Source organism: Dactylosporangium aurantiacum (assembly GCF_000716715.1).
GTDB classification, from domain to species: Bacteria; Actinomycetota; Actinomycetes; order Mycobacteriales; family Micromonosporaceae; genus Dactylosporangium; species Dactylosporangium aurantiacum.
Genome location: NZ_JNYJ01000002.1, coordinates 280,786 through 304,232, shown reverse-complemented (window position 1 = coordinate 304,232; position 23,447 = coordinate 280,786). Strand labels below are relative to the sequence as shown.

Genomic DNA, 23,447 nt, shown 5'->3' with positions numbered 1-23,447 from the left:
TTCAACTGACTCCATTCGGCGATCCATGCTGTTGATCTCGATCACGCCGTGACGCCCAGGGCGTCGGTGAGCCTGTCACGCATGCGGGCCTTGCGCTGCTCGAAGAACTCGACGAAGCCTGGGATATCAAGCGGCAGATCGTGAAGGTCGTTGTCTTTCATGTACGTGACCCGCTCCGCTTCCGTCGCGAAAGCCGAACCCAGCCAGTCTGCTGGCAGTTTCGCCTGCTTCTCGACGTTCGGCACGCCGCCGAGCAGCTGAAGGTTGGGCAGCAGATCAAACCGCTTCATGTAGTCATCGATGACATCCTCTGCGATTCCGGCGTTGCGCAGCTTCCGCCGCGTGAATCGCGAGCGCGGAAAAATGTGATCCTCGTGGAACTGCTTTGCCAGGTCGAGTCCTGGGTAGAGCAGCGCCAGTACGGGGAATGTGCGTTGGCCACCGTACTTGAGTTCCAGCAGTTCGTCGATCTCTGTCGGCTCGAAGGACAGTGATTTCCCGAGTGTGGTCATCTCCTTCTCGATCTCTGCGACCGGGAAGCCATAGCCGGGCCGCTGGTCGATGGCGTACCGGATGCGGCCGAGTAGGCTGTCCAGGCCTGAACCCCAAATGCCGCGTTTGACGAGCGACCGGGTGATCCATTGCCGGACGGCCATGCGATCCTTGGCGTCCGCACCCGACGTGACGTAGCCGTCTGAAACGCCGTGTCTGGCAAGGTAGTAGGCGAGCGGCACGACCACGCTCGCGGCGGTAAGGGTGCGTTCGTTGAAGCCGAAGGTGCCGAGCAACGCGACCGCACGGATCAGCGCCGCGCGCGTCGTCCCCCACGAGGCTTCCACCTTGTGCATGTTGCTCTCAGTGAAGTTCGAGACCTGGAACCGCAGGTCGACGCCTGCCACCATGAGGGCAGTCTTGAGCACGACGTCCTTGGAGAAGGAAAAGCTGTTGGAGCCGCTGGTGTTGAGCTCCTGTACCAGCTTGCGGACCTCTTCGCGAGCGTCGAGGTTCCGCCACTGATTCGTTGCCATCGACAGCAGCAGGTCGGAGTAGGACAACGTAGTGCCGCCGCTGTTGACCCGCACGAAGATGTCGAGGACCTTGTTGGGGTCCTGGGTCTGCTCCAGGTAGTAGTTGATCGGTTTTTGCTCACGAACTGCCTTGTACAGGTCGTAGAGCCGCTGGAAGCACTCCGCGGTGCTCAGGTCCAGGCGGCGCTTGGTCAACTCGCCGTAGAGCGCCGGACCGGCGTTGTCCAGTTCTAGGACGGCTCCGACCCGATACCAGCGATCGGGTTGACCGTCCTGCGGCTTGGCGTCGGCATCGGTGAGAAACCTGAGGTCGTAGCGCAATCCGAGGTCGTTCTCCTCGGCGTTGGCCTCCAGATTGAGGTACAGACGTTTCTTCGGGAAGGCGTCCGGGCTGGTCCACCAGGCGTACTTCTTCTTCTCCGCGTGGCTGCCGTAGATGGCGATGTTCAGTGCGGTCAGACGCTGCTGGCCGTCCAGCACGGCGGTGATGCCGCTACCCGCTGGCACGGTCGCCTTGTTGGCGTACGGGTCGTCCCGCTCGTGATAGTGGGTGAGAAAGTCGTAGAACGTATAGGTTTTTGCCGTTTCAGGGTCGACCTTCCACAGCAAGAAGGAGCCCATTGGGTAGCCGCGCATGAGACTGTCGAACAATCGGCGGATCTGGTCGGGGTTCCAGACAAACTCGCGTTGGATGGCGGGCAACAGATACTGCTTTTGGTGGATGGCACCGAGGATCTCTTCCGCCGTCACCGGCGTCTGGAAGGCCACTGTATGTTCTCCCTATCCTTGACGATACGCAGAAGTGGATCTCGGAAGTATGCTGTCCGGGTTCGCCGCCGTATGCATCGCTGCGTCACTCCCCCGATGATTCCGCGATGCCTGCAATGAGCTGGCTCGGGCTGCCGTTCCAACTGACGGCGAGGCCGTCCCGGGCGCGGGTTACCGCAACGAACAGCAGCGATCGTGCCTTCCGTACTTCACGTTCGTAGCGGGTCGGGTCGTCGTGGCGGTACCGCTCGATCCCCGCCCGCGGGATGGCGCCCTGATTCACACCTACGATGGCGAGCTTCTGATACTCAAGGCCCTTGAAGCGATGCATCGTGCCCACGTGGACCTCGCCGTCTCCGCTCGGGCCATCCTTGGTGAGTTCCGCGCACGTGATGTTCGCAGTCGTCAGGAAAGCCATGACCTGACCCACGCGCTCGCGGTCCGTGACACAGACCGCGATGTGGCCCGCGGGGTCGCGTCGTGTGCTTCCACCGTCGCCGGCGATCTCCTCTCGCCACGTACTCAGCGTTGAGGCGAGCCCGGCGAGTTCCTCGTCCCAGCTGCCATAGCCGGCGAACGTCGGCCTCGGGCCGTGCAGAATGGACCGGTACCCGGCGAGGTCGTCGGTGCCGTCGTTGAGGTCGTCGTAGGTGACGTCCTTGTCGTCAGCGACGAGCAGCGCCCGCGCGAGGATCTCGCGGGTCGTGCGGTAGCTCAGGGTGAGCCGCGTCGAGCGGCGGCCGCGGATGTTGATCCCGAGGGCACCGAGGGCGACCTGGTGGTCGTAGATGCGTTGGTGGGTGTCGCCGGCGATGAACATGTCGTTGGGCTGATTCGGGTCGACCATGGCTCGCAGCATTTTCCAGTGCGAAGCGCGGAGATCTTGGGCCTCGTCCACAACCACGTGCTGGTACCGATAGCCCAGGTGACGCGATCCGGAGCTTTCCCCGTCCGACGTCCCGGCTGCACGGCGGGCCTCGACGGCTGCGGCACGGTCCATCTCGTAGCGGGCGGCGCGCTCGGCGGCTTGGCCCCAGGTTTCGACACCGAGCTTGTCGAGCCTGGCGGTGAACTGCTCGATGAGTTTCCAGGCTTGGCTGCGTTCCGGGCGGGTAAGCGAGCGACCACGGCCGGCGCGCCGGACCTGGAAATAGTCCGATCGGCTCGGGACGGACTGGCCGAGGATCACCTGTTCCCACTCGTCGAGCAGGAACTCGGCGTCCCAGCGTTGTTCGTCGAGCTCTGCCAGCAGTTGCCGCAGTTCGGTGAGGGCGACCTGGTCGGTGATGCGCTGCTTGCGCTGCCGTTGTGCGGTGTTCTCACCCACGACCCGCGCGGCCAGCTGATCGATGTGGGTGACGTCGACGCGAGCCATCAGGTCGGGGTCGACCAGCGAGGCGAGCCGCAGCTGCAGGTCTGCGGCGAGGTTCATGGTGAACGTGGTGAGCAGGATGGGCTTATCGGTGCCTGGTGGCAATTGCCGGGCGAGGTGGTTGACACGGTGTAGCGCGACGATGGTCTTGCCGGTGCCTGGTCCGCCGGAGATGCGCACCGGGCCCTTGTAGTGGTGGTTGGCGAGGCGCTCCTGCGTCGGATGGAGAAAGACCTTCCATGCCCGGAAGTCACCTTCGTCGATCTTGGCTTGGACGTTCTTGTCAACGGTGGTCACCTTGGTACGTGTCACCGCAGCGGCGAAATCGGTCAGGTCCAGGTCCTCGTCGACCTTGACGGGAGCCGTCACCTCCTGGCGGACCTCGTCAAGGCCCATCCCGGACGCGAGGCCGTAGATCACGTCCTTCGACAGCATCGGCGCTCCGTCGAGCACCTCGTCGAGCTCGGTGTCGCTGGTGACGGCGAGGACCAGGTCGATGAGCTGCTCGGCGACGCCGAGTTCTCGCAGTTGCTCGGCGCTGTATGCAGCAAGAAGCGGCGGTTCGGCGGTAGGAACGGGCTCGATCTGTTCAACCGGTGGGGTGATGGCCTCGGGTTCTGCCGGGGTGAGGGTGATGCCGGCGCGGCGCAGGGCGCTGCTGCCGACGACAGCGAGGTCGACGAACTCGATCTCGCCGGTGACACGGTTGACCGCTACCTGCAGCTCGTCGTAGACGTCCTTGCGGTGGCGGACCGCGATGACCAGCCAGTGCTGGGTGTTGTCGGGGTCGACCCCGACCGGGGTGAGCAATGCGCGGTACGACTGGTTGATCTTCGCCCTGTAGATGCGGGAGTCGCCCTTGAGCTTTTTGAGGTCCAGGCCGGGCTGGTCGGGGTTGGCCCGGAACATGTGGCTGAAGTCGTAAAACTGTGCCTTCACCGCACGGTCGAGCTTGTACAGCTCTTGTTCGGCCTTGCGATACAGGCTGAGCCGAGCGGTCATCAGGAGCGGCCTTCCAGGTTGGGGAGTCGGGGAATGAGGTCGTCGAGACGGTCCAGCCAGTCGGCCGCAGTCCGGATCGTCCATCCGGCGGCGGTGTACGCCTCGTCGCGGCGGCGTTCCTCGTCGGAGGGCGTGGCATGCCGGTAACTGATGACAGCGACTTTGACGTCACTGCCGTCCCAGCCGAGGTCCGCGAGCCAGCGGCTGGCGCCGAGTTCGTAACCGAACACCGGCGCCGCCTTGCCCTGGTCAGCGAGCAGTTCGGCAAGGCGCAGAAGCTCCGGGTCGTCATCAGGGTCGTCGCGCAGGATGACGAGGATGTCATCGTCCCAGCCGATGTCCCGCCGGGACGTCGAGCTTGGACGCTCCACGGTGGGTACCACGATGCCTGCGGCGGCAGGCGCGTGGGCGCCGCTGAGCGAATCCAGTTGGCCGACGCCGCCGCACACGGCGAGGACCTCCACGTCGAACTCCGCTGCGTGGCTGGCCGCCAGCTGCACGCCGTCGCCACCGGCGAGCGAGAGGAACTGGGTGATGTTCGTCCAGTAGAGCCAGGCCCGCCACCGGTCGCGGTGTTCGTTCTCGCGCAGGGCAGAGTCACCGTCGTCGAGAACGGCCAGTGCGCTCCATCGCAGTCGCTGTTCGTCGCCGGCGTCCAGCGCTACGAGGATCGGAAGGCCTGCGGCGTCCTTCGTCCGGAAGATGTGAACCTGCGCCCCCTGGGAGACGACCGGTTGGGCTTCGGTACCGGGTCGGTGGGCGGGGCCAACCCGGCCGAGTTCGCGGGCGATCCCTTCGATCACGTCGCTGCGGCGGCCGGTTGACAGGACCTGTGTCGTTCCGGGGACCGCGAGCAGGCCGGTGACGAGCGCCTGGGCCCGCCGTGCCCAACGGTCGGCGTCCGGGTCACGCAGGTAGGCGATCAGTGTGTCGATCGGGTTGGCGAAGACCGCGCCGGCAAGTTGTCCACGTTGGCCGCCGTACTGCTCGTATGCACGTTTCGCGCTTTCCTGCGCGGCGCCCGGGTACGGCGGCCAGACCGGCCGGGCCTCGGTGCGCCGCTGCTCGAACAGGTCGATGTCGTGCCAGTTGATCTGGAACACGGTGTGGCCGTCGGCGCGCAGCACGGTGCGCCGGGCGGCGTCGACGGCAATCCTGTTGTGTTCCGGGCTGGCGTGGAAGCGGAACCCTTCGAGGTACACCTTGACGCTGTGCGGCGGCCCGTCGACGCGGGTGAAGGTGAAGTCGGTCCGGGTGCGTTCCAGCTGCTGTTGCGCGGTGAGCCGCCAGTGCACGACGTCCGCGCCGGCGGTGAAACGCAGGTGGCCGCTGGCATTTCGGTCCTCGTCCAGGACCGCGTCGTCGGTAACCGCTGCCCAGTCGCGGAGTGCCGACAGGAATCGAGCCTCGAGGTCGGACTCGACCTGACGGTCCAGGCCGACGAGGCCGGTGTGCGCGATCTCGGTGGTCTCCCAGCCGTCGGCGCCGTCCTTGGTGAACAGCAGCGACTCGAGCATGTCGATCGCAGAGCGGCGGGAGACGAGGTCCTGCTGGAGTTCCGGCGTGTACCGGTGAAGGCAGCGGTGGCAGGCACGGCGTTGCTCTTCGGCGCATGGGCAGGTCCGCAGCGCTTCGTACGCCGCGAGCAGCGTGTCACGGAACGCGTCGGGTTTTGTGAGCCGGTCGAGGTAGCCGGTGCCGCCGGGCAGCTCGTCGAACAGCACCAGGAACCAGCGACGTTCCCCGCTGTCCTGGTCCGGCATCGACGCGACCGTGGTGTCCAGGTGCTGCGGGTCGCCACCGAAGTGCAGGTCGACCCCCATTCGCAGGGCCGCCCGGAACGAGTGGACCCGGGCGTCGACGTCGGCGCTCGCCGCAGGCAGCAGGACTCGCAGCGCCTCTGTCTGCAGTTGATGGGCGAGCAGCACCGGTTCCTGGGTAACGGTGTCACGCTTGCCGCGGCGCAGCGGGCACCACGGGCGGTGATGCTTCAATGCTGGGTTGCGGGCCTCGGACGAACTCAGGGCGTCGGTGTCCTGCTCGAAGACCGGCTTGCCGTCGGCGGTGGCCGCCCCGCATCCGGTGCAGACATGGAACGGGTTGAGCCGCACTGTATGCCCGGCGAACTCGTCACGGGCCTGGGCGTCGAAGCGCGCGGGGCCGACGTTGATCCGGCGGATCATGGCGCGGCGGCAGTAGTCGACGCCGAGGGTCTGGTGCGCGTGCCGCCACGAGCCGGGCGCGATGGCGTCCTGCGGGAAGTCGACGGCGTCGACGACGGTGTAGAAGCGCCGGTCGCGTTCGTCCTTGTCGTCGCGGATGCGGGCGTCTTCCCGCTTGTCGCGGGACGTCACCGTGACCGGCTCCACCACCTGGAACAGGCAGGACCCGTCGTCGGCGATGTGCAGGCTACGGCACCGCGGGCACGCGGACCGGTCGTTCACCGCGTCCTCCGTCCGCACGTAGCCGCACCCCGGGCAGATGCGCCAGTTGTACCAGTCCTTGCGCCCGTCGGTCGCGACCTCCAGGCCGGTGATCTGGTGCCGGTAGCCGTTGACGTAGAACGTGTTGCCGGGAGCGAACTCCTCCAGGGCGTACCTGCGTGGCCGCTGGTACGCGTAGGGCTTGGAGCTGATCACCGTCCGGCCGGTCTTCGGGTCTTTCCCCTCTTCGCCGTACACGGTGGCCGCGAGGGTGGTCGCCACGCCGATCAGGGCGTAGTTCGGCAGCAGCCCCAGGTCGCAGAGCGCGTTCTGCGCCGGGGTGTCACCGAGGTGCAGGAGCCGTTTGCCGACGTTGCGCCGTTCAGCGTCGAGTTCAGCCTTCTGCCGCTGCTGTTCCGGGTCGGAGTCGTGCAGTTCACCGTGCGCTTCGTCGATGAGCTTCAGTCGGGACCGCAGCGCCTGCTCCATGCGGCGCCACTCGGTCTCGGCCGCTTCGGCCGCGGACCGCAGGCCCCTGGTCGCGTACACCCTCAGGTCGGCCTTTGCATCGTCAGTCACGCCGGCCGGAAACAGCGCCAGAAAGGCGTCGACGAGTGTCTCGCCCTGGTCGGTCGCGAGTTGCACCAGGTCCGTGAGGTATCCGGACGGGCCGAACAGCGCCGGTGCCCTGTGCGGCAGCGGACGCAGCGGCGCACCGTCGCCGCGCAGCAGGCGGCCGGCCGCGGCCAGGTCCAGGAGATGCGCCAGGTACTGCCGGCGCAGGATCTCCACGGCGGATAGGTAGCAGCCGGGCGGCACGATTGTGCCGGCGATGAGGTCGCGCGGCCGGTCCAGGAAGTACAGATCGCGGCGGCGCCGGTCCGGGATCGTCAGCAGGAACGCGTTCCCGGTGCGCCGCCCCGCCCGGCCGGTCTGCTGGGCGTAGTTCGCGGGCCGGCGCGGCAGCGCCGCGAGGACGACGGCGGACAGGTCACCGATGTCGATGCCCATCTCTAGCGTCGGTGTACACGACAGCACATTCGGCGCCTTGAAACCCTCCCCGAGCTTGAAAGCCCGCTCGACCCGTTCCCGCTGCGGACGGGTGAGCATGCCGGTGTGCTCGGCGGTGATCACCTGGTACGTGCCCGCCTCCCGGTACAGGCGCCGGTAGTAGTCGCGGGTGTAGTCACGGTCGCGCTGGTGCCGTCCGAGTCCTTCCGGCTGGTCACCGGCGACGAGTCGGCCGGTCCGGCACCGGTACGCGGGACAGGGCTGGTCCCGCCACTGGTCGAGCAGCGACGGATGCACGGTCTGCTCCCAGAAACACACGGGGCAGCGCACGAACGCGGACCGGACCTCGGTGTCGTCCAGCAACAGCGCCTCGACGTTGCCGGGGCGCAGCCCGTACACGCGGGCCGAGGAGTCGTTCGGCGTCCGCACCGCCAGCAACCCCGCCGACGTCAGCTCCGGCAGGAGCCGGCCCCAGAACTCGGGGGCGACCTCACGCGGTACACCAAGGCAACGGCCCAGCCACCGCTCATACCAGGACAGCCGCCCGCCGGCGACGTCGAACTCGCTGTTCACCTTCAGCTGAGCGAGCAGGAACACCGGTGCCGCCACCCGCGTCGGGAACGCGCGCATCCCCGGCTCACGCTCACCCCAGATGAAGTACCGGCTGGTGCCGGCCTCGTCGATGTACTTGCGCAGCCAGTCGTGCGCGACCGCGCCCCGGCTGCGTAGCCGCTCCAGGAAGATCCGCAGGAAGGCGAGGTAGCGGGCGTCGTCCTGCGCAACAATCCCCAGGTCCGGCCGGTCGAGTCCGGCGTGCAGGTGCCGCACCAGCGCCGCGGCACCGGCCGGGTCGGCGATCCGCACGTGCGCGGCGGCGGTCCGGGTCAGTTCCAGGGTGCGGCCGTTGCGGGACCGGAACCCGAACTCCATCAGCGTCTCGAACGCCAGCCGCTGACCGATCAGCGTCCACGTGCCCCGGTCGCCGCCGCGGCTGCGGCCTGACAGCAGCCGGTCGACGCCTTTGAAACTGTGCAGATCCGGCGGTACAACCGCGGCCAAGGTCTGCCCGTCGGCGGTCGCCTCGATCACGTCGGCGATGAGGTCGTTGAGTGCCGTGGCATCATCCTGCCGCAGGCGGGTTGCCAGCAGCGCCCGCAGCGAGAACGTGTACGACCGGTTGGCGACGAACCCGGCCCGGTGGGCGGCGTCCTGCACCGAGTCGTTGAACATCAACGTCTTGTTCTCATGCAGTGCCGGGTCGAGCTCCCCGCCGGTGAACAGCTGCGTGATCGCCGCTGACGCCATCGCCGCGGCGCCGGTGCCGAGGAACCGGATCGCGTTGCGTTCCCCGCAGGCGGGGCACCAGTCCTCCTTCGCCGCAGTATTGCCGGTCGGGCCGGTGATAACCAGGACGAACGCCGAGTCTCGGGCAGTCAGCAGCGGTTCTTTACTCGCCCGGTCGTAGTCGCCGACGGGGTCCGGCAGCCGCAGTCGCTGGTGAACGGCGTCCAGCACCATGAGCGTCCCGCCGAGGCTCTGCGCGGCGGACGTCCCGGGCTTCGGTCGGCTGGTCGCCGCCATCGGGCTCGCTCCGGAGCCTTCCTTTGCCTCCCGGTCGGTCGCGGCGATCAGGTACCGAACACGTGCCTTGTCCTGCCCGGTCGACGCCCGGCGGATCTTGTGACTGTCGAACTGCACGTCCTGGTCGTCGCTCTCCGGGGAGAACACCGCCCACCCGGACCGGCCGCAGTCGCGGCAGTAGACCGCCGGCAGGAACAGGTTCGCCGCCTGCCCCGCCGTCGCGGTGGTCGCCGGCACGAGATGATCACCGTCGCCGGGGTCCGTGGTGCCGGGCACGTCCCACCGGAACGACGCCTTCGGCCACGGCAGAACGCCGCGCAGTAACCGGGTCACCGCACGCGCCCACTGGTGCACCTCGATGTGCACGAACGGCCGTGGCTCCCCCGGTTTGGACTCCGGGTCCCGGGCGTGCGACAGGAGTGCCAGGAACCGGGCCAGCGCTTCGGCCGCCTTCTCCGGCTGCCGCGTGATCGTCGCGGACCAGCCGGCGGCGCCGGCCCGCCACATGATGTCGAGCACCTCGGCGGCGGTCTTCACCTCGCCGCCGAGCGCGATCATCACCGCCCGGGTGAACAGGTGCCGTTTGAGGTTCGCGCCCAGCAGGAACGGGTCGAGGTCACGGATTCCGGTCACCGCCTCGATGAGGTCCAGCAGCGCCTCGTCGCCCTGGCTGGGGTCAGGCAGCGCCAGGATCTCGTCCGGTGACGGCTGCGGCATCGGCTGAACGGACTCCATGGGGATGAAGTCGTCAACCGTCAGCCGGTTCTCGCCCACGACCGCGTCGGCGGTGAACTCCGTACCGAATACCTCCGTGGCCACCTGCAGCAGCGCGGCGATCCCGGCGTCATCGGTGGCCGATGCGAGCGTCGCCGACGTGGCGACCGGGCACATCCGGCCCAATGGCCGGTCCTTCTCGTTCCCGCCGACCAAGGCGGCGAGCCGGCGCAGCAGCATCGCCACGTCCGTGCCCTGGGCGCCGTCGTACGTGTGGAACTCGTCGACGACGACGTAGCGGATGTCGGCGTCCTCCCACAGCGGCGCGTCGTCGGTCCGCTGCAGCAACAGGTCCAGCATCTTGTAGTTGGTGATCAGGATGTCCGGCGGGGACAGCTGCATGTCGGATCGGCGGGTGCGGACCCGCTCGAACGGGAACGCCGCCTTGTCACCGATGTACAGGCCGGCCGTTACCCGGCCGAGGTCCGTGTCGCTGCCGAGCAGCAGCTTGTTGATCCGTTCCGCCTGATCGGTGGCGAGGGCGTTCATCGGGTACAGGAACAGCGCCTTGACGCCGTTCCTCCCGGCGAGGCGTTCGCGGCGGCAGTGGTCAAGCACGGGGTACAGGAACGACTCCGTCTTGCCCGAGCCGGTGCCCGTGGTCACCAGTGTCGGCTCGGGTACGTGGCCGTTCGCCGACGTCAGTCTCGCGAACGCGGCCGCCTGGTGCGCGTACGGCGTCCAGCCGTGGCGGCGCCATTCGAGGTGCTGCTGCCATTCGGGGCCAGCAAGCGTGAACGGGGTGCGGATCCGCAGGAACGGGCCACGGAACATGCCCTGTGTCTCATCGCCGAGGAACCGGTGCAGCGCCTCACGGGCCCCCTCGTCCGCGAGGGCGTACGTCGTGGACAGGTACTGTCGTGGACAGGTACTGCAGCAGGCTTTCTTTCAGCGCCCGCGCCTGCAGGGTCGGCTTCACGACGCCACCATCCGGCGGGTCACCGGATCCCACTCGCCTCGCGCGACGGCAGCGTCGAGGCGTGCCTGGAACACCGCGTGTGCAGCGCGCATCTCCCCTTCACGGTCGGCCTTGTAGAACGGCGGCGTGTATCCGTCCGGCACCAGCGACTCTCGATTGCGCAGGTACTCAAGGAATTGCAGCCAGTCATCCCTGCCTTGGCCATGCCCAACGGCATATCGATTTCCTGCTATTTTGCGCTCCGCGGCATCAAACCATGTCACGGCCTCAAAGTCCTGCAGGACTGGAAAACGGGCCCGATACATCGCGACGACCGCGTCAGCTGAGATGCCCATCCAAACGGCCACTAGCGCGTCAATCTCTACCAAGGCTGCACGCCGGGAGCGCTCCGACCTTAGTGGAGTCCCGTACTCCCAGTCATGCCCAATTCCATGGAGCTCAGACATGCCTGGCCAAACGCATGCCCAACGCTCAGAATCATGCCAGGAGGGTTCATAGAGCCGGGACCACAGCTTCGAATACGCGCTGGTTAGACAGTTCAATCGTAGGGTTCTCAGCAGCAATGCCGATGCCAAAGGGTGATGTAGGTCCGGCGCCGGCATCGTTTTCACTCCACCGACAAGGAGGTGACCTCTTCCCGTTGCCCGGAGAAAGTAGTCAACTGGGAGCGCGTGCCAAAACCCTGCAAGCAATGCAGTATGACGAAGCGAAGGCATAGCGAGGCTATGAATTCCATGAATATGCGAAGGCCCAGGGGGAATCAATGCGGCATAGAGTGCGCGTTCAGTATTTGGCGCAATCATACTTCGCCAGGCAAGTCGGTAAAAGTCAACGCAGGGTCGTCGAGGATACCGTTTCAGCGAGGCATCGACACTTTCGGGCACCGCAGATGCAGGCGTACCGCTGTAAACTTCGCCGCGATCCTTTTTAGCCAAATCCGACTGATCGGACCCCTCCGACGCGCCAACAATCGACTCGCGGTCGAGCCAGATGTCGTGGGCGCGGAGATAAACGTCGCGTCCGACAACGTATGTGTACTCAGACTCGGGAACTGCGCTTGCACTCAACTCGGATAGGTTCAGGCCCAAAACTTCGCGGCGCCCAACGTTCTGGCTCGGCTGCTTAAACATCGGATTAGCGACACCCAGTTGCGGTCCTTTGAGGATGACCTCTTCCCAACTAATGTGCGGCTTCAGCGAATCGGAGGACTCGACGGGGGCGAACTCGATCAATCCCGCCTCCCTGGCACCGGTTTCGTGCAGCCCACTGGTAATCTGAAGAGCGAACGCACCGGCACGAACGGGATATTGGGCAAGTGCCTCAATAGCCGCAGCCTCAGCAGTGCTGACTGGAGAGAGCAGTGCCGTCTCTTCGACTGGACGCTGACTCTCGCCGAACAGGAGGCGCCATTTCGACAAAACCTCCCTGGAAATATGGACGACCCTCTTGAGATGTGGCCGCTCATCCCATGAACCGTTGAACCGAACACCGGGATCCTCGCCGGTACCGTCATGGTTAGCTGACGAGCGGAGCGCTTCCGCAGAGAACAGCCAGGAGAGATGACTAAACCCTATATTCCCGGGAGGTCCGTACACGTGTACACCGAAATGCGTGTGTCGGCCAACCGGGTGAGGAAAGAATCTGTTCCCAGCATTTACAAAGTCGCCATGTACGCGCAACCTACTGTAGGAAGCCGCTCGCAACGGGCCATCATTCTCACCGCTGAAATGAGAGTCTGGATGCAGAAGTCCAATTGATCCAGAATCAGCCATGTTGGTCCAGGTTTGGCACATAAACGCGCGGTACAAATCAGGCTGAGAGCCCGCCAATAACGGGTACACCGACGAGTCGGAAAGGAAACGGGCAATCGCCACGACTTCATTTAGCTCATTCATGACGAACGTTCGTACCGTCCGATTAGCAAGCTGGACAGTTCGACGTTGCGCTCGTTCAGCGGCCATTGGTTTGTCAGTGAGGACGAACCACGGCTCGCGCTCAGCCAGAACGGCGGCCTCATCCCAAACAGGTCGGACCCATGGCGGATTGCCAACCTGAAGATCGAAGCCGCCGCGGGTCGCGAACGTGGACGCGAACTCCAACTCCCAGTGCAGGAAGCCGTGCCGGTCGGCGATGTCGCGGACGACGCGGAGCCACGGGAAGCGGCTCTCCGGATCCGCGGTGTCCATGCCCATGAACTCCGGCAGGATGTCTTCGAGCTTCTTCATGTCGTCGAGGTTGCCGTAGCCCTCCACGAACGTCCCTGGCGCGTCGTCGATGCCGAGCATGGCCTCGAGGAAGTCGAGCCAGTCGTCGAGGTCCTTGAGCGGGATGGTAGGTCGAAGCGCCGGTCGCTTCGGCGCCTTCTTGGATGCCGCTGGGCGTGGCTTCTTCTCCTGGATCGCGGTGTCCTGGTCGACGCCCCAGTCGAGGTCCTCAAACGAGCCCTGCTCGCCGTCGACCGGGAACAGGGCGACGGCCCGGTAGCGCACTGGCGCCAACGCAGGCGCAACCTCGTGGGCCGGCGGTTCCGGCGGCGCATCAACGGCTTCGGGGAGCGGAATACCGCCGAGGAGTTCGGCGACGCTCTCCGTCTCCATGATCTGCGCCGGCGCGGTGTATTCGGCCGCGGTGCCGTCCAGCAAAGCTGCCTCGTCTGTAGGCCAGAACCACAGGGCACACCAGGCGTCCATGATGTGCTTCAGCCGCCAGTACGGGGTGTCGACGGCATTGAAGAGGTCACGGAGGACCTGTTCCTTCGGGATCGCGTGCTGCGGCCGGTGCAGGAAGCTGTACTCGGGGTCGGTCGCGTCGGCGCCCCAGATCTGGATGTGGCGGGCGACTTCACGCTCCGAGATCTCCATGCGCTTGATGACCAGCGACCACAGGTATTCGACCCGCCGGGCGGCGTCGCGGAGCCGGGTGAACTGCGACGGCAGTTCCGGTTTCGGCTGCCGGTTCGGCAGCAGTTTGCGGCTGCCGTCCTTGTTGACATGGGCGCTGCTGCGGGCGGGGCGCTGCAGGATCCCCTTACGCCAGGCGGCGAGGTTTCGGGCGGCGTCCGGTGCGAGCTTCTTCGCCTCGGTGTTGCCGGCGACCGCGGCCCAGCCCGGGCTCGGCAGCAGGAACTGGTGGACGGCCGCGTCCGGCAGCGGCTGCTGCGCACCGTTGTGCTGGAACGGCAGCGGGGTCGGCGCGAAACCGCCCCTGGCTTTCAGCCATTCCTTCGCCGGCGAGGAGACGTCGTCCCCTGCGTACACGGCGCGGCGGGCACCGATTAGTGAGTTGCCACGCCTCAGGTGTAGCCCGAACCACGGGGCTCGCATGCCGGGATGCATGGTGTTGAGCCATAGGGAGACCTCGGCGAGTTCGACGCCCATCGGGTTGAGGTCGACGCCGTAGGCGTTGTGCAGCGCGATGTACGCCTTGACCCGTTGTTTCTCGGTCAGCAGGTCGGAGGTCGGGACGGAGCGGCCGAGTTCTTCCTGGCGGCGGCGCAGGTACTCCTCGGCGACCTGGTTGATCGCCTCGTTGAGGAAGGCACCAGAGCCGAGCGCAGGTTCGCAAATCTTGTAGGTCAGCAGTTCGGCGGCGCGTGTCTTGATCACGTTGCCGTCGGTGTCGCGGTCCTGGTCAAGGCGCTCCTTGAGGGCCAGTTCGACGGTGACCTTCGTGAGGGACTCGGGGGTGTAGTACGACGCCGACGTTTCCCGGTCGCGGCCGGCGAGCCGGTAGACGAAGGATCCCTCCGGGTATTTCTTGACGCCACGCAGCCCGCGCCTGGCGTCGTGCTCGTCGTGGTGGACCAGGACACCGTCGGGATACTGGTCCTGCCGCCGGGACGGGATGAGCCAGGAGCCCTGCTCCGGGTCACCGCCCCTGGCGACCTCGCACAGTTCCTCGTCGGCGATGATGCCGGTGTAGGACATCAGGCCTTCGTAGACGGCCCCGAGCTGGTTGATGCCGAGGTTACGGTAGGAGATGAACCCGCCCTGTTCGCCGCGGGCGCCTTTCTTCATGGTGAGCAGCCGAAGCACCGCGTGCAGCGCCTCGTTGCGCAGCCGTAGGTCGAGCCAGCGCGGCCAGTCCTCCTCGTCGCTGCGCGGGTCGACGGTGCCGGTGCCGATCAGCTGGATGGCGGTCGGTTCGAACAGTTCGCTGCGCAGCGGTTCGAACCGCAGACCGAGGTCCTCGCTGCGCCGGGCTGCCTTCTCCGCGCGGGTCTGCTCGTCGTCGCCCGGCTGGTCGTCGCCGGGTTCGGTGCCGTAGGCACGGTGACCGAAGTTCACCTTGTTGAACAGGACGTCGAGCGACGAGTACAGGTGGAAGCCGTTCTTGGCCTCTTCTTCGACGAGTTCCTCGTCGCGGGCGACCAGTTCACGGAGCCGGGCCATCGAGTAGCCGGCTTCGTAGCTGCCGTCATCGGCGGGCAGGATGCCCAGTTCGGGGCGGGCCTCGGCGTACAGCAGGAACAGGATTCGGTACAGGTAGCGCAGCGACTCGCGGGTCAGCCGCCGTGCGAACGGCATCCGCGGGCTGGGGATCTGCGCCGGGGTGATGTCGTTGACGGGATCGGCCATGCGGTGCAGGACCTCGTTGGCGATGATCTCGACGGAGCGCTGCAGCCCGTGCCGCAGGTCAGCGTCGACGCCGACCGCGTTCGACGTGGAGGCCTTGAGCAGCGCGTCGATCGCCGGAGCCCGGTCGTTGTCGCCGGGCCGCAGCATGTCGAGGCTGAAGAGGGCGGCGATGGTGGACAGTTCGCCGTACTGAGCCCGGTCATTGCGTTCCAGGGCGGTGTCGAGGTTCGCGGCGAGATACCGGCCCTCGGCCCAGGCGTAGCGGTCGGCGAGAACGATCACGCCACCGTGCAACAGCAGCACGAATCGCGGCTTGGAGCCGCCGGGGCCGCCGAGCTCGCTCTGGAACAGCCACGAGGCCAGCGCCGCGCCGGTTTCGTACTGTTCGGAGCCGCTGACCCGCAACGGCTTGAGGAGCCGGTCGGCGCCGGTGGGGTCGAGGGCGGCGTCCATGTCCGTGACCCAGCCGCAGTCCACGGCGACGATGTCGTGGCCGTGGAAGGCGACGCTGACGGTGTGGTCGCGGCCGGCGCGGTGCACCGTCAGGTCGGTCGGGGCCGCGTCGTAGCCCAGCGCGCGCAGGACGTCCTGATGCCAGCCGGCGAGCCGCTTGCACCACTGCGGGTCGTCGTAGGCCGACATCCGCAGCGCCGCGTCGTCGCGCTGCACCGGCGCGGCGAGGAACCCGCGGACGTCCTCGTGCAGGTAGATCCCGCGAAGGGAGCGGATCGCCTCGCGTGGCGTCTTGCGCGGGTCGTGCTCGTCGGTTTCCCGTCCGGCCCAGGTGGCGAAGATGCCCTTTTTCAGGTCGCCGCCGAGTTGTTCGGCGAAGTAGTGCGCCGACAGGTACTCGCCGCGGTTGCTGATCGAGTCGAAGTAGGCGCTCATCCAGCGGGCTCCGTGGTGTCGATGTGCGGTTGCAGGACGGCGAGCACCCGAAGCATGGGTTCGCCGGCGGTCTCTAGGGAGGCGACGAGCTTGAGCAGCCGGTCGGCGGTGCTGTCGATGCCGCGTCGGTCGGGACGCGGTCCGGCGATCAGCGCTTGTTGCTGCCATACCTGGACCCGATCGCGGTACGGGGCGAGCTTGGCCTCGACCCGCTGCCGGTACTCGTGCTCGCGCGTGCCGAGGTACCTTCGCGCCTCGTCGACGGCCGCCGGGACGAGCTTCGTCAGCTCCGGCAGGTCGTACGGGACGGCCCGCCCGGGCATCCTGGGACCCAGGCCGTAGTGAGCCAGCAGCTGCGGGGTCAGTGGCACCGTGTCCGGGTCGGCTGGGAGGCCGGTAACGGCCATCCACTCCACGATCGTGGGCCGGCCGAGCGCATTGGAGTAGATGCCCTGCAGCAGGAAGACCGGTTGGTCGACGGTCGCGGCGAGCACCGGCGCCTGGTGCCGGCCGATCTCGACGAGGACCTTGTCGGTCAACCATTCCAGCACCGGATGCACGTCGGTGATGTAGGAGACGTTCGGCCACTGCGTCTTGGAGCTTTCCCGGGCTGCCTGCAGCCGGGTGTCGGCGAGTTGCTTGGAGAATGTGATCCGCACGCGGCCCGGTTCGGTGCGCGTCGGGAGGATGCGCTGCTCCTCCAGGTAGGAGCGGGGCAGGGAGCGCAGCCGGTAGAGCAGGTCCGGTGGCGGCTCGAAGGCGATGGTGCCGTCGTCGTCGCGGCGCAACGACAGCTGGTCCTCAGGGTTGGGTCTGCAGACCTGCCGCAGGGCTTCGTCGAAGTAGTCCCCGGTCGAGTCGAACAGGGTCAGCACCGCTGCTCGTTCGACGTCGGGGTGTGCCGGGGCGGCGCCAACCTGGCCGAGCAGCCCGGCGAGGAACCCCGCGCCCTGATGGGAGGTCTCGATGGACTCCTCGACGGTCCGACCGGCGATGAGGTCCTGGACGAGCCGGTCTTCTTCCTTCTGGGCGCCGTACAGTCCGGTGACCGCCTCGGCGGTGCCCTCGATCTTGTGGGCCTCCGCCTCGCGGGTCAGAAGCTTCTCGCCGACGAGCCGGTCGTCGAGCGTGCGCGGCCGGCCGGTGGCCGGATCGGCGCGCCACGGTAGATCACAGGTGAGGATCAGCGCGCGGAACTGTGGCGGGTGCTCCTGGCCGTAGCGGTCGATGCGGCCGTTGCGCTGCTCGATGCGGATCAGCGACCACGGCAGGTCGTAGTGCATCAGCAGGTGGCACTGCTGGTGCAGGTTCACGCCTTCGGAAGCGACGTCGCCGGTGAACAGCAGCCGCACCGGGTCGTCGCGCAGCCCGAACTGTTCGATGATGCGGCGCTGCTCGTCGTCGGTGCTGGAGTCGCCGTGCATGACCTGGGTGGCGCCGGCGTACGCCAGCCACGGCCGGCGTTCGTCCGAGCTGGCGCCGCGCGGGAAACCGAGTGCCACGGGCACCTGCGTGGCCAGCCAGGTCAAGGTCGGAATGCTTTCGGAGAACACGACGACCCTGGTGTCGGACCCAGGTCCGACACCGAGCTGTCGAAGCTGCTCGACCAGGGCGCAGAACTTCGCGGCCTGGTCGTCGGTGATCCGTTCGGCGAGCGTCCGCAGCTCGTGGAGCGCCGCCAGTTCGGTCGCTCGCGCCGCCGGGTCGGACGGCTTTTCCTCCAGTGACGCGGTCAGGGTCCGCTGCCTGGTGGCAATGGTCGCCAGCAACGCCCGGTGCGAGGACAGGAATGACTTCAGCAGCCGGTACGGCACGAGCTGTGAGGTGCTCACGGACGGGCCGGCATGATCGCCCGGGATCCACCGTTCGATCAGCTCGGCGAACACCGCGGTCTCGGCGTCCGTGGCGGGCACGTGGATCGGCTGGGACGGTCCCCGGTCGGCCCATGCGCCTTTCAGACCGTCGCGGACCTCGGGCGAAGCCTTCGTTCGCCGGATGTACAGATGGCTGAGCTCGCCCGGGTCGTACTGCTCCGGGTCCGCGATCGCCGCCTCGTCGAGCAGTCCGATGAGTTCGGCGAACGATGACGCCTTGCCGTTGTGCGGGGTCGCCGACGCGAGGACGAGTGCGTCCGTTCGGCGGGCCAGCAGGTTGGCCAGGTCGTTATTCTTGGTGCCGCGGTTGAGCAAGTTGTGTGACTCGTCGATGACGACCGCGTCCCAGTCGGTACGGTCGAGATGGTGGGCGTAGAGATCGCTCTTCAACGTGTCGACGGAGATGATCACCCGCTTGAAGTACGCGAACGGGTTCCGGCCGGCCGGGATGTCTCGCTGCACCCGCTGAATTCCTGACGAGTCGAGTCGCACCAGCGGGATCGCGAACCTGGTCCACAGCTCCCGCTGGAACTGCTCCAGCACATGCTGTGGGGTGACGACAAGGATCCTTTCGCCGCGCCCGCGCCGGATCAGCTCGGCGAGCAGGATGCCGATCTCGAGCGTTTTGCCGAGGCCGACGACGTCTGCGATCAGGATTCGCGGCTGCGGGTTGCGCATCGACAGCGCCAGCTCGGCCGGGCGCAGCTGATGCGTCTGCTGGTCCATCAGGAAGCCATCTGCCAGAGCGAGCCCGTGCTCAGTCTGCGGCAGTGCGGTCTTACGCAGCACCGCCTCGAGGAACAGCCGTGCCCGCCGGTGGTTCGGGGAGTCGTCGCCTACGAGTGTTGTCTGCCGCGGGTCCAGCACCCTGATGTCGTCGAGGCGCTGGTAGAACACGGCGTCGGTACCACGGACGAACGGCGACACACCGGTGACCTCGACCATCCACCCGTCGTGCCGGGTCAGTGTGGTCTTGCGGACCAACCATTGCTCGTCCCGGACCAGGACCTGGGCGCCCGGCGGGAACCCGGGCTCCGCCCGGCCGCTCATCCCGGCGGTCGCGGCCTCGACGCTCACTGCTGCTCCGATCGTTCGCTGGTGCGGTGCCTGTCCCCTGGGCGACCCTACTTACAGGGCCGATCGCGCCGCGTAGGCGGTCCGCAACTCATCGGCCACCCGTCGGGATGCCGGGAGGCGTCCCGGCCGTTTCGCCCGGGCTGTGCCAGCCGGAGGCTGCCCATCGGCGCCTTCCCGGGTCGGCGGCGCTTCCGGTTCTGCCTCTTCCTCGCCGGTGTCTGGCGGAACGTCCAGAGGGCTGTCCAGGGCCGTCGCGTCATCTAGAGCGTTCAACGCATCCAGCCGCGCCTCGATCGACGGGGACAGTTGCTGGCTGATCTCTCGCGCGGCGGACGACTCCGCAGACCGTGCGATCAACGCGAGCCGAGCATCGGCCGGCGCGACACCCATCCCGGCCAGCAGACCCGCACAGGTCGCTGCGACGTTCGCCAGGGCCGGCCTCGCCTGCGGCTCGTGCGCCAGCATCGCGGTCAGCAACGGAATCAGGCCGCTCGCCACGCCGCTGAGGTCAGGGCCAGTCTCGGGGTTCAGCACGTTCGCGACGATCGCCTCCCACCGGACGCCGTCGTACGGGTAATGGCCCGCAGCGGCGTACAGCAGGACCGTACCCAGCGCGTACACGTCGGCGGCGGGTGTCACGTGCGGATTGCCGCCGGCCTGCTCGGGCGGCATGCACCGGACCGTGCCGATGATCATTCCGCTGTGCGAGAGGGAGTCGTGCGGCGCGTCGACGAACGCCGCCAGCCCGAAGTCGATGATCATCGGCCCGTCGGTGCCGAGGATGATGTTCTGCGGCTTCAGGTCTCGGTGCAGCAGGCCGACCGCGTGAACGGCTTCCAGCCCCTCGCACAGCAGGGCGCCGAGGCTCGCGATCAGCGGCAACGGCAGCGCGCCGTGCTCGTCGACGTGCTGCAGCAGGGTGTGGCCGGGCACGTACTCCATGGCGAGCCACGGGCGGTCGGCGTACGGGTCGGCGTCGAGGAAGCGGGCGACCCGGTTGGTGCCGATCACGGTGCGGGCGATGAGCGCCTCCCGTTCGAACCGGGCTCTGGTGCTCGCGTCCAGCCGATCGCCGCGGATGACCTTGACCGCTACCGGCGAGCCGGCCGGGGAGTACGCCAGGAAGACTTCCCCCATGCCGCCCGCGCCGAGCCGCCGCGCGACCGTGTAGCGGCCGACCTGGGCCGGAATGTCATCCACGCGTCGTTACCGTTCCTTCCCGGTCGGTCACTCCTTGATTCACTCCGCGACAGTCTGCCCGATCAGCACCCCTCCGTACGACCCCCCGTACGGTGCGTGAACCGCTGTCCGGTTCGTCAATCGCTTGACCGCAGTGGGCGGCACCGAGCGCCCCTACCGGTGATCAACACCCAGTTCGATGAGGGTGCCCGGCTGGATGGAGACGGCGAGCCGGCGGTCGCGCTGGAGATCGGCAAGCGCGGCGGCGGCGTGCGGGATCGTGTTGGTGACGTGCACGGTGTAGGCGGCGTCGGCGGGACGTGACTCGACGAGCCACCGCAGCGTGGCCACACTCGGATGGCCGTGCTTGCCGTCCGCGGAAATGACGTAGTGGTCGGCGCGCACGGCCGTGAAGAACTCCGGCGCGACGTTGTTGGCGCTGCCGTGGTGCGGCAGCTTGAGCACGTTGACGTGCAGTCCGCCGTCCGGCATGAGACCGGTCGCCTGCAGGCCGTCGAGAATGTCGTCGCCACGTGCGTCGCCGGTCAGCAGGACCGTCTGTCCGTGGCCCGCGAGGTGCAGGCCGATGCTGGAAAGGTTCGGGATGCTGCGGTCGGTGAACCCCGCGCCCTGCACCGCCGGGTCGTCGGGAGACTTGGCCCGCCACTGGACCGCGAGCCGCTCCAGCGCCAGCCGTCCCGGCGTGACGACCGTGATCGTGAGGCCATGCAGCTCCGCCTCCCTGCCAGACGTCAGTGAGCCGCCGAACGGCACATTGCCCTCCAGCCGCAGCTGCCGTGCGTGGCTCATCAGCTCCCGACCCTGCTGGTAGCTCGCCGCGCTGACGGCGTCGACCGAAGGCGGCAACGGCGCCTGGAGCAGGTCAAGGCCGTTGAACCACAGACGTTCCACTTTGAACGGCATCGCGCCCTGGTCGTCTCTGACCGCTCGCACGTTCGTGCCCAGCAGCCCGAGTACGCCCGCGATGTGGTCGTCGTCGATGTGGGTGACGCACACCGCTTCCAGCGGCCACCGCAGGTTGGTCAGCCGTGCGCGGAGCACCCGCTCCCAGGTGCCGGCCGGGCCGCCGTCGATCAGCATGCTGCGACGACCGGACTGCCAGTGAACCAGGCAGCAGTCGCCGTGCCCGGCGTCCAGGAACTCCAACGTCAGCACCGGCGCCAGCTCAGATCGATTGCATCGCGCGCAGGACGTCGACCAGGCCGTGGCCCTGAAACGACCGTTCCCGGCCGAGGTCGGTGGCGGTCGCGCAGAGGACCTGCTTCACCCGCTCCGGCCGTCCGAGCAGCTCCCGATGCCGGGCGATCAGCATCGCTGCTGCTCCGCTGACGTGCGCGGCCGCCTGGCTGGTGCCGTGCATCGCGGCGATGCCGTGCTGCGGTACCGGACCGTCGATGTCCTCGCCGGGCGCGAGGAGGTCAGGCTTCGGCCGGCCGTCGGCGGTCGGGCCCCGGCCGGAGAAGTAGCTCACGCCGTGCCGGTGGGGATTGCTGCGATGTGTTGAGCCGACGGTGATGACGGAGTCCGCGTTGCCGGGGTCCGAGATGCTGATGCCCCGGTAGTCGGCGCCGAGTGTCTGGGTGGCGCCGACGAACCCGGAGTTTCCCGCCGCGGCGACGACCACCACGCCGGAGCGGACGAGACGTTCGACCTCGATGCACACCGGCGTCCAGCCGCACGCGTCGGCGGTGACATCGTGCGGCACGGCCAGGCTGAGGTTCGCCCCGGCGATGACAAGCCTGCCGGCCTCCCCGTTGATGTGCCGGATGGCCTGCAACGCCGCGATGACGGCGAACTCGTTCCCGGCACCGCGGTGGTCGAGCACGCGGAAGTCGTACAGCCGGATGTTGGGGCATACGCCTTTCAGGCCCTGGTCAGGCCAGAACCCGCCGAGCACACCGGCGACATGGGTTCCGTGCCGATCCGTCGGCACCTTGTATCCGCGCTGCGGCTCGTGACCCCGGGGCCAGTCGCCGTCTTCGTGCAGGAACATCTCGACCTCGGGCAACGCCCGCGACCAGTCGATCGCCCCGGTGCCGGCGCTCTGAGCGAGCGCTTTGCGGGCGTCGACCAGGTCGAACGCTCGCACGACTCTGGATGCGTCGTGCTCCCAGGCACCCTCGCGTTCGGTCCAGTTCAGAAACGCCGGATGATAGGAGTCAATGCCGCTATCGACGACCGCCCAGCCGATCGCGCTGCAGTCCACGGAGAAGAGCTGCTCCGCCGCATCCGCCTTCACCGTTGCCCGCGACCGGGTGACCGCGGCGGTCGCGGGCCGGTTCATCGTCACTGCGATGATCGGATACTCACGGCGCCGGTCCAGAGTGTCGTCTGTGTCCTTGAGTCGCCGCCGTTCGGGTGGCATTACGGCGTCGTGCAACAGCCTCGCAACCACGTACGACACCGGAACAAGATCGACCGGCGCCTGCCCCTCAGTTGTGGACGGCCGTGCCGCCTGGACCACCGCATGGAGCAGCTTGAGGAACCACCGCAACTGCTCGCTGGACTCCACACTGCGGGCCGGTTTCGCCTCATCCCGGAACAATTCGGCCCGTTCCTCAGCCAACGAGCCGACAAGATCGGGCAGCCACTGTTGGAGGCGCTGACTGGTACTGATCAGGCTCGCCATGCTCGTCATCGGCAGGATCACGCGGACAAGTTCGGCTAACGTCAGCCGTGCGGCGACGAAGCTGCCCGCAGCGATTGGCTGCGCCGTCGCGAAGAGGCCGTTTTCGCGAAGTACATCCAGCACTCGCCGCACCCCGTGCTCCTCGTGGACGGAGAGGATGAGGTCGGCGCGTTTCTCTGCGCCTCCACGCTCGCGACGGGCAAGCTCGAACCACACGTCGAACTTGACCGGGCACTCCGTCGCCCAAGGGTACGCGACCTGACCGGCGCCGTAGAACAGTCGCGCAAGCCGCTTGCGATCCACTGGACCTCCGTTCAACATCAG

Annotated in this window: 8 protein-coding genes; all 8 read right to left on the bottom strand. The window is 67.4% G+C overall.

Annotation, left to right across the window (positions count from 1 at the left end):
* Nucleotides 1-41: 41 nt before the first annotated feature.
* The 8 genes from OP18_RS03490 to OP18_RS03455 all read right to left on the bottom strand — a co-directional run bounded on the left by OP18_RS03490 (nt 42) and on the right by OP18_RS03455 (nt 23,426).
* Nucleotides 42-1,796 (bottom strand): DUF262 domain-containing protein, encoded by a 1,755-nt coding sequence (locus tag OP18_RS03490; protein WP_033357178.1) that lies wholly within the window; start codon nt 1,794-1,796, stop codon nt 42-44.
* An 85-nt stretch (nt 1,797-1,881) separates the two neighbouring features.
* Entirely contained in the window at nt 1,882-4,170 is a 2,289-nt protein-coding gene (locus OP18_RS03485) for a UvrD-helicase domain-containing protein (protein ID WP_033357177.1), read from the bottom strand.
* A complete protein-coding gene (locus tag OP18_RS51060; protein WP_211273432.1) occupies nt 4,170-10,733 on the bottom strand; it encodes a DUF1998 domain-containing protein in 6,564 nt (2,187 codons plus the stop codon). The genes OP18_RS03485 and OP18_RS51060 overlap by 1 nt, the downstream gene beginning before the upstream one ends.
* Nucleotides 10,734-10,874: 141 nt before the next feature.
* Nucleotides 10,875-16,343: a hypothetical protein gene (locus OP18_RS03475; protein WP_033357176.1), complete on the bottom strand. Its 5,469-nt coding sequence runs from the start codon at nt 16,341-16,343 to the stop codon at nt 10,875-10,877.
* Nucleotides 16,340-19,294, bottom strand: a complete 2,955-nt coding sequence (locus tag OP18_RS03470; RefSeq protein ID WP_245635240.1) for a DEAD/DEAH box helicase — start codon at nt 19,292-19,294, stop codon at nt 16,340-16,342. The genes OP18_RS03475 and OP18_RS03470 overlap by 4 nt, the downstream gene beginning before the upstream one ends.
* A 51-nt stretch (nt 19,295-19,345) precedes the next feature.
* Nucleotides 19,346-20,494 (bottom strand): serine/threonine-protein kinase, encoded by a 1,149-nt coding sequence (locus OP18_RS03465; RefSeq protein WP_033357175.1) that lies wholly within the window; start codon nt 20,492-20,494, stop codon nt 19,346-19,348.
* A 153-nt stretch (nt 20,495-20,647) separates the two neighbouring features.
* Nucleotides 20,648-21,649, bottom strand: a complete 1,002-nt coding sequence (locus OP18_RS03460) for a ComEC/Rec2 family competence protein (protein WP_033357174.1) — start codon at nt 21,647-21,649, stop codon at nt 20,648-20,650.
* 10 nt (nt 21,650-21,659) lie between these two features.
* Entirely contained in the window at nt 21,660-23,426 is a 1,767-nt protein-coding gene (locus OP18_RS03455; RefSeq protein ID WP_033357173.1) for a S8 family serine peptidase, read from the bottom strand.
* Between the last annotated feature and the right edge of the window lie 21 nt (nt 23,427-23,447).